Genomic DNA, 8,217 nt, shown 5'->3' with positions numbered 1-8,217 from the left:
TGGATATATCCCTTCTTTACAAGATTATTCACAGCGATCGTCAATGTACCCACAGTCACATTCAGTTCTCTGGCTACTGTTGACATATTCTTCTGTTCCCGGATACCTACTGCATTAATAATGTGCATATCATTGACGGAAATATTCTTATATTCTCCCGTAATCAATGCCCGTTCTTCCAGGTCCAGAATCTCATTAAATAAATTGACCAGTACATCATTAATTGCCTCATAATGGTTCATCCGGTTACCTCCCTCTTTTGCTACAGCAATTCCATATAGCATTGCTGTAGCATGTTTGTACATTATGGTTATATTGCTACCTATTATACACTAAAATACTTTGTCTCACAAAGCATTTCTGGCAGGTTTTCAAAGAATTTCTCTCTTAATTCTTTCTTTGAACCATGAAATTTGTTATAATGGACAGATAGATTACAATTCATACGCTCCTGTCTCATTTCCGTATGCAGTCTGCAATGAATTTGGGATACGGTACTGAGGACAGCAATACAGGCTGCAGATTGCTGTAACTGTTCAGCACTCTCACTGTTAAGAACTATTTTAGTTAAAGGGAATTTTCTATGAAAAAAAATAATATGCCACTTAATTTACGGGAGAGAATCAACTCCCGGATCAGTCTTCTATGTTCTGTTATTGTTCTGGTTCTGCTCGTTCTGGTGATGCATCAGATGGATTACACCCTGATCCGTAAACCGCAGAAAGAAGCAGCAGAAGCAGCGGCTCTCAAGGAACAGCAGGATAAGATCAAAGCTGAAACACCTGTCATCTCCACTGCAAGTGTAATTGCTGTTGGAGATAATCTTTATCACAGCAAGCTGTATGAATCCGGCGAAAATGACTCCGGCATATGGAATTATGACCATATCTACACTCATGTTCTGGACCAAATCCAGGCTGCAGACGTAGCCATGATCGACCAGGAAACGGTTTTTGCTCCAAGCCACGATGCTGTCAGCACTTATCCTTCTTTTGCCACTCCCCAGGAAGTGGGAGATGCCATTATCAAAGCAGGGTTTGATGTAGTGGAATCCGCCACAAATCACGCCGATGATTATGGATATGACTATCTGAAAAGTACTCTGGATTTCTGGAGCACCAATTATCCGGATATTCCTGTACTTGGCATCCACGCCACCCAGGAAGATGCAGACACTGTCAAAGTAAAAGAAGTGAATGGTATTAAGATTGCTTTTCTTGACTATACATACGGCACCAATAATTCCGGTGCAGGAGAAGGATATGAGTACATGATCGATATCTTTGATAAGGATAAGATCACCACAATGATCCAGAAAGCCAAAGAAATCAGCGACTGCATCATCTTTGTGGCTCACTGGGGAACAGAAGATGAAACCATGCCAAATGAATACGAGAAACAATGGGCCGCTTTTCTGATGCAGCAGGGTGTTGATGTGATCATTGGCGGTCATCCGCATGTGCTTCAGCCTTACGGACAGCTTTCTGATGACCAGGGACACAATACCACCATATTCTACTCCCTCGGAAACTTTGTTTCCACTCAGCAGGAACTCCCGGAACTTCTGGAAGGAATGGCAAGTTTTACCATACAGAAATCAACTCTGAACGGCAAATCAACCATCCAGATCCTTTCTCCGGAAGTGAAACCTATGGTCATGCATTATGATTACGATAACGGAGAATACGGACCATATATGCTGGATGATTATACAGAAGAACTTGCTTCTTCCCACAGTGTAAGAAATGTGATCGGTGATGAGTTTACTCTCGATAACCTGAAAGCCAAATTTAAGGAAATCATGTCCATGAATGTGAAGCCTTCCACAAATACAAACCTGCTGAACGTCAAGTTTGACTGGGAGGGCAACATGATCGACAAAACTACCGGAAATGTAGTGGAAGATACAGAATCCATCCACTCCTGGGAATATCAGGCAGACACATCAGACGGAACCGAAGACTCTTCCGACAGTTCTGACAGCTCTTCGGATGAAAGTTCCGATGATTCTTCAAACGAATATGACAGCGGTTATTGATGAATACCCAGCAGTTTCTCTGCATTCTGTCTGGTCACATCAATGACCTCTTCTGCTGTAATTCCCTTCAGTTCTGCGATTGCCTGTACTACATAAGGCAGATTTAATGACGAATTTCTCTTACCTCTGTTTGGCTCTGGAGACATATAGGGACAGTCTGTTTCCAGAACAAGCTGAGACAGGGGTGCATACTGAACCGTCTCTTTCAGTTTCTTTGCGTTCTTAAAAGTGACAACTCCGCCGATTCCCAGATACAGTCCCATTTTCAGATATTCTGCCGCAATCTCCCTGCTATATGAAAAACAATGAATGATACCGCCATACATACCACCCTGCATATATTCTCTGACGATATTCAGAGTATCCTCGGCAGCTTCTCTGCTGTGGATCATAAACGGAAGCTTCTCTTCTCTGGCAATGTCAAGCTGGGCGCGAAACATTTTCTTCTGGATCTGATGTTCCTCTTCTTCCTTATGCCAGTAATAGTCCAGCCCGATCTCACCGATTGCCACCATCTTGTCCATATGGGATAATCTGCGAATCTCATCCAGAGTCTCCTGTGTCATCTTATCTGCATCATCCGGATGGATTCCCACTGCTCCATATACAAAAGGATATTTCTCCATCAGCTTCACAGTATCCTGAAAACCGCCTACAGATGCACAGACATTCACAATCTTCTCAATTCCTCCATCGTACATAGACATAAGAAGCGCTTCCCTGTCTGTGTCAAAGGCCTCGTCATCATAGTGCGCATGTGTATCAATAATCATTTTTTCCAATCTCCTCATGTAATCTTATAGCAATTCCATGAAATAATGCAATCAAGACAGTTCAGCAGGGTGCGAAGGACAAGGAAGATATCTGCAGGCGTGCTGACGCACGGCAAAGATATCTGACGCAGGACTTTGCGCTCTGATAAACCGGATCAATATACATTATTTATGAGAATTGCTATAGTCCAGTTAAAAATCTGTTATAAAATTACCAGCTCATCCCCCGGGTGGATCACACCTCCATGGAGAACCTTCGTAAAAACTCCCTGTTTCGGCATAATGCACTCTCCCATTTTCTTAAAGATCGCACATCCGCTGTGGCATTCTTTTCCAATCTGTGTCAGCTCCAGGACTACATCATTGCACTGGAATTTCGTGCCGATCGGAAGTGTGGCAAAGTCGATTCCCTGAACCACCAGGTTCTCTCCGAATGCCCCGTCTTCTACCTCTGCACCTCTGGCGCGAAAATCTTCAATCTTGTCAAAAGAGAGCAGACTTACCTGACGGTGCCATTTGCCGGCATGGGCATCACCCTCGATTCCCCAGTCCTCAATTACTTTAATCTCCGGAACACTTGTCTTCTGTATTCCCTTTCTTTCACTTGTACAAACCGCAATTACTTTTCCCATAAGATTATCCCTTTTACCTTCCTGTTTTAGTTTCAGATACTGTTTTCGTACCTGCTCTTCCGTTTCTTGCCGTCAGCTTATCTTCTCTGCTTTGGCTCACCGATTTCTCTTTTCGTCAGTACATTCTGACGCTACTCTGCTTTCTTATCCCTGTTATCGCCATCAGTTATCTTGCGCAGTTCCCTGCTTCCCCTGTCATGATCTCAATGCCATGTCCAAGCGCATCAATAATATACTCCAGGCTCTCTTTTACAGCTTTCGGACTTCCCGGAAGATTGATGATCAGTGTTTTTTTTCGGATACCTGCCGTAGAACGGCTGAGCATGGCGCGTTTCGTGATAGTCATGCTGTACGCACGCATTGCCTCCGGAATCCCCGGTACACGTCTGTCAATAATATCCTCCGTTGCCTCCGGTGTAATATCTCTGGGTGAAAAACCGGTTCCGCCTGTTGTCAGGATCAGTTCCGCTGTACCGCTGTCTGCAATTTCCGCCATTCTCTCTGACAACATCTTTCTGTCATCCGGCAGAACATCTTCAGACACAACCTCATATCCATTCTTCTCAACAATCTCTCGGATCGCAGGTCCGCTTAAATCCTCACGTTCTCCGCGATATCCCGTATCACTGGATGTAATGATCGCTACTCTTTTCATTTTATAAAAACCTCCCTGTCGGGCAGATAATTTTTTTCGTTATCTGCCATTCTGTATTTCCATTATACACATTTCTTTCATTTTACCCAACAAATATTTTGCAAATCGCAAAGTAATTTGTGGATATCAAAAATGGAAATCTCCGCTCTTACCGCCCGTCTTTTCAACCAGATGAATATTGGACATTACCATATGCTTGTCAATTGCCTTACACATATCATAAATCGTCAGAAGCGTCACCTGAACCCCTGTCAGTGCCTCCATTTCCACACCGGTCTTGCCTTCTGTTTTCACTGTACAGAAAGCGCGGATAATTCCGTTTGTCTCATCCAGTTCATAGTCTACGGAACATTTCTGGATCGGAAGCGGATGGCACATGGGAATCAACTCAGAAGTCCTTTTCACTCCCATAATCCCCGCTACACGTGCTACTCCAAGCACATCTCCCTTTTTCACAGAACCCTCTTTCACAGCCTCCATGATTGCTTCTCCTACATGAATCTCACCTGTGGCAACTGCTGTTCTGTAAGTGATATTTTTCCCGGAAACGTCTACCATAACTGCGTTTCCGTTCTCATCAAAATGATTAAAACCCTGTGACATGATCAAAATCCCCCTGTTTAAGTTTTTACAAAAAGCGAGGCTCTTATTGTACGGGAACATACAATAAAAGCCTCGCCTGTTCATCACGATACGGTTGGAGTCTTTACCCACCGAAATTGACGACACCATGAATACTCATGAGTCAGTCACTCCCCTTTATCTAAATATTAATATAGCTTTTGAGAGTGTATTTGTCAAGATAATATTCGTAAGTTTTCACACATTTTCGCTACCATTCGCTTTGTTCGCAGTAATACAAAGATCAGCAGATTTCTGCACCTGCAGGCATTTCCTTTTCCGGTACCATCAGGGAAAGATTTCCGTCTGCATCTTCTGCGCAGAGGATCATTCCTTCACTGAGTACACCGGCAAGTTTGGCTGGTTTCAGGTTTGTAACTACCATAACCCTCTTACCTACCATTTCTTCTGCACTGTAGTGTGCTTTGATTCCGGATACGATCTGGCGCACCTGGCTGCCGATCTGTACCTGTGAGCAGAGCAGTTTCTTTGATTTCTTTACTTCTTCACATTTGATGATCTTACCAACCTGGAACTGAAGCTTGCCGAAATCTTCAAATGTGATCTCAGGTTTTGCTTCGATATCAATTACGTCTTCTTTTTCTTCTTTTGCAGGTTCTTCTGCTTTCGGCGGATGAAGCTCTGCCACCTTTGCAAGTACCTCTTTCAGGTCAAGGCGGGCGAAAAGGATCTCCGGTTTTTCAGTTACTTTATTTCCTGACGGATAGAGGCCAAAGGTCTTAAGGTCTTCCAGTTCTCTGTCCTGTGCATTTAACTGGGCAAGGATTCTCTCTGTTGTTTCCGGCATAAAGGATTTCAGCAGAACCGCACCAATGCAGATTCCCTCAACCAGATTGTAGAGAACTGTTGCAAGGCGGTCTTTTTTCTCTTCATCCTTAGCAAGAGCCCATGGCATTGTTTCGTCGATGTATTTGTTGCAGCGTTTGAAGATTGTGAATACTTCCGTCATTGCATCTGCAACACGGAGTTTATCCATTTTTTCGTTTACTTTGGCAGGCACGGAGAGAATGAAGTTCTTCAGATCATCATCTACAGGTTCTGTGACGCCTTTGTTTTCTACCACACCGCCGAAGTATTTGTTTGACATGGAGATGGTACGGTTTACAAGATTTCCGAGGGTGTTAGCAAGTTCAGAATTGAGACGCTCTACCATCAGTTCCCATGTGATCACACCATCATTCTCAAATGGCATTTCGTGAAGTACGAAGTAGCGAACTGCATCTACACCGAAGAAGTCTACCAGTTCATCTGCATAGATTACATTTCCTTTGGATTTACTCATCTTACCATCGCCCTGAAGAAGCCATGGATGTCCAAATACCTGTTTCGGAAGCGGCAGATCCAGTGACATCAGGAAAATCGGCCAGTAAATTGTATGGAAACGGATGATGTCTTTACCGATCAGATGCAGGTCTGCAGGCCAGAGTTTATTGAACTGTTCTGTGCTTTCGCCATCGCAGTCGTAGCCGATTCCTGTGATGTAGTTTGTAAGGGCATCAAGCCATACATATACTACGTGTTTCGGATCAAAGTCTACCGGGATTCCCCATTTGAAGGAAGTTCTGGATACACAGAGATCCTGAAGTCCCGGGAGAAGGAAGTTGTTCATCATCTCGTTTTTACGGGATTCCGGCTGGATGAAATCCGGATGTGTATTGATGTAGTCGATAAGTTTGTCAGCATATTTGCTCATTTTGAAGAAGTATGCTTCTTCTTTTGCAGGTACACATGGGCGTCCGCAGTCCGGACATTTGCCGTCTACAAGCTGGGATTCTGTAAAGAAAGATTCGCATGGTGTACAATACATTCCTTCATAGTGTCCTTTGTAGATGTCGCCTTTTGCGTACATTTTTTTGAAGATTTTTTTGACCTGTTTTTCGTGGTCTTCATCTGTGGTACGGATGAATTTGTCGTAGGATGTGTTCATCAGATCCCAGATTCTTTTGATCTCACCGGATACGTTGTCTACGAATTCTTTTGGGGTGATTCCGGCTTCTTCGGCTTTTAATTCGATTTTCTGGCCGTGTTCGTCGGTTCCTGTCTGGAAGAATACGTCGTAGCCCTGCTGGCGTTTGTAGCGGGCGATGGCGTCGGCTAAAACTACTTCATAGGTGTTGCCGATATGGGGTTTGCCGGATGTGTAGGCGATGGCGGTGGTGATGTAGTATTTCTGTTTTTCCATGGGTTTGTTGTCTCCTTTTTTAATGTGGACGCCCGGGAAATTATTTCTCTTTCTATGCGGTTTCGGGATCTAGTACAGCGTTTCGTAAATAACTATACCAATCGCGTAGGATGCGGATTCGAGTGTGCTGGTATAAAAACGCAGGCGTAGCGGGCTACGCTGAGGCTTTTAGACCTGTGCAATCGGATTCGCAGACAAGTGAGTGGTATAGTTATTTCGAAAACGATGTACTAGAGTGTGTCTGAAAAATGCTTTCTGCAAGATGTGCGTCACAATTTGTGGGATATTTTGCCCGGATGAGGGCGCCGTAGCGGGCTACGGCAACTGAATTCGGGTGAAATATCCTGCAAAGTGGGGCGTGCAGATTGCGGGAATGATTTTTCAGACACGCTCTAGTAACTCTAAGTGTCTGAAAATCTGCTAAAAGCATTCGCAAAAATCTCAAACTCGATTCGCTCAGACAGTGAGATTTTTGTTCATAACGCAGATTTCCAGGCACTAAGATTTACACGATCCCTGCAAATGCATAGAAAGAGAAATAATTTCCCAGGCTGATTTTTGAAATGGTAACAACTGCTCCTTATTTATGGAAGAAAAACATAAATTCTTCATGGTAGGAAGGAACTGGTGTTGGGGGAAATAATTCCTCTCTGTCGCAGTGTGATCCTGCCCGGAGGGCTTTTTTATGTTATAGGAACATTACAGAGTAATTTCCTATAACATAAAAAACGTCTCCTCAGATTATCTGAGAAGACGAGTATTACCCGTGTTACCACTTCTGTTCGTTTCCGGGCTCGCGCGGGGAAACCTTGGGAGGTACATTGTGATACCTCTACGCTGTAACAGGCGTGCCTGTCGCTGCCTAAAGCTGTTGGCTCTCAGCAGTGCCTCTCGGAAGCCATCTTCAACCTGCTCCTTGCATATCCCTCTCAGCCTTTGAATCTGTGATATATGATCCATGGGGATTTCTCTGTAATACGGTCTGCGGATCTACTCTCTTCTTCAATGAGTTTGTGTTATTTCGTGACAGCACTCCACTCTGTGATCGTGGAAGGCTGTTAGCTATAGGAAATAGTTATTTCCTATTATAGGGAAAATATAGCACATTTTGATGGATTTGTAAACCCACATCGTTATTGTTCACTCCGTTCTCAGTAACGTAGCCAAAATTCATTCCAGATTGCCTGCGGCAATGTAATTTTGGCTTGTATGTCTCGGGATTTTGGCATATTCATGCCAAAACACCTCGCGGGATAGTGGTGTGTGAACAGTAACCAAACTATAACAATTCTATA

At 43.8% G+C, this 8,217-nt stretch carries 6 protein-coding genes and 3 pseudogenes; 2 read left to right on the top strand and 7 right to left on the bottom strand.

Annotated elements, in window-relative coordinates; all coding sequences use genetic code 11:
* Positions 1 to 242 (bottom strand): annotated as a pseudogene (locus AC075L_RS17230) (MarR family winged helix-turn-helix transcriptional regulator); the annotation flags it as partial.
* Between the two features lie 341 nt (positions 243 to 583).
* Between AC075L_RS17230 and AC075L_RS17225 the strand changes: the two are divergent.
* Positions 584 to 2,038 (top strand): CapA family protein, encoded by a 1,455-nt coding sequence (locus AC075L_RS17225; protein ID WP_118574195.1) that lies wholly within the window; start codon positions 584 to 586, stop codon positions 2,036 to 2,038.
* Here AC075L_RS17225 and AC075L_RS17220 read toward each other — a convergent pair.
* From AC075L_RS17220 to AC075L_RS17195, 6 genes and pseudogenes are all read right to left on the bottom strand, one after another.
* Positions 2,032 to 2,811, bottom strand: coding sequence for a TatD family hydrolase (locus tag AC075L_RS17220; RefSeq protein WP_195990551.1), 780 nt, complete (start codon positions 2,809 to 2,811; stop codon positions 2,032 to 2,034). The two genes, AC075L_RS17225 and AC075L_RS17220, sit on opposite strands and share 7 nt — an antisense overlap.
* A 203-nt stretch (positions 2,812 to 3,014) precedes the next feature.
* A complete protein-coding gene (locus AC075L_RS17215; protein ID WP_008705366.1) occupies positions 3,015 to 3,443 on the bottom strand; it encodes an MOSC domain-containing protein in 429 nt (142 codons plus the stop codon).
* 166 nt (positions 3,444 to 3,609) lie between these two features.
* Complete coding sequence (locus tag AC075L_RS17210; protein WP_022379966.1) at positions 3,610 to 4,098, bottom strand: MogA/MoaB family molybdenum cofactor biosynthesis protein; 489 nt, start codon at positions 4,096 to 4,098, stop codon at positions 3,610 to 3,612.
* A gap of 126 nt (positions 4,099 to 4,224) precedes the next feature.
* The gene (gene moaC, locus AC075L_RS17205; protein WP_020993229.1) at positions 4,225 to 4,701 is read right to left on the bottom strand and encodes a cyclic pyranopterin monophosphate synthase MoaC; all 477 of its coding nucleotides are present in this window, start codon (positions 4,699 to 4,701) and stop codon (positions 4,225 to 4,227) included.
* Positions 4,702 to 4,963: 262 nt separating this feature from the next.
* On the bottom strand, positions 4,964 to 6,922 hold the full coding sequence (gene metG, locus AC075L_RS17200; protein ID WP_008705369.1) for a methionine--tRNA ligase: 1,959 nt from the start codon (positions 6,920 to 6,922) through the stop codon (positions 4,964 to 4,966).
* Positions 6,923 to 7,133: 211 nt separating this feature from the next.
* Positions 7,134 to 7,247: pseudogene (locus tag AC075L_RS17195) on the bottom strand (DUF6783 domain-containing protein); the annotation flags it as partial.
* On the opposite strand from AC075L_RS17195, the pseudogene AC075L_RS17190 reads away from it, so the two are divergent.
* Positions 7,197 to 7,346: pseudogene (locus AC075L_RS17190) on the top strand (DUF6783 domain-containing protein). The pseudogenes AC075L_RS17195 and AC075L_RS17190 sit on opposite strands and share 51 nt — an antisense overlap.
* Positions 7,347 to 8,217: the final 871 nt, after the last annotated feature.

Source organism: Blautia sp. ZXY-1-B12 (assembly GCF_056339915.1).
This window is presented reverse-complemented; position numbering and strand designations above follow the sequence as displayed.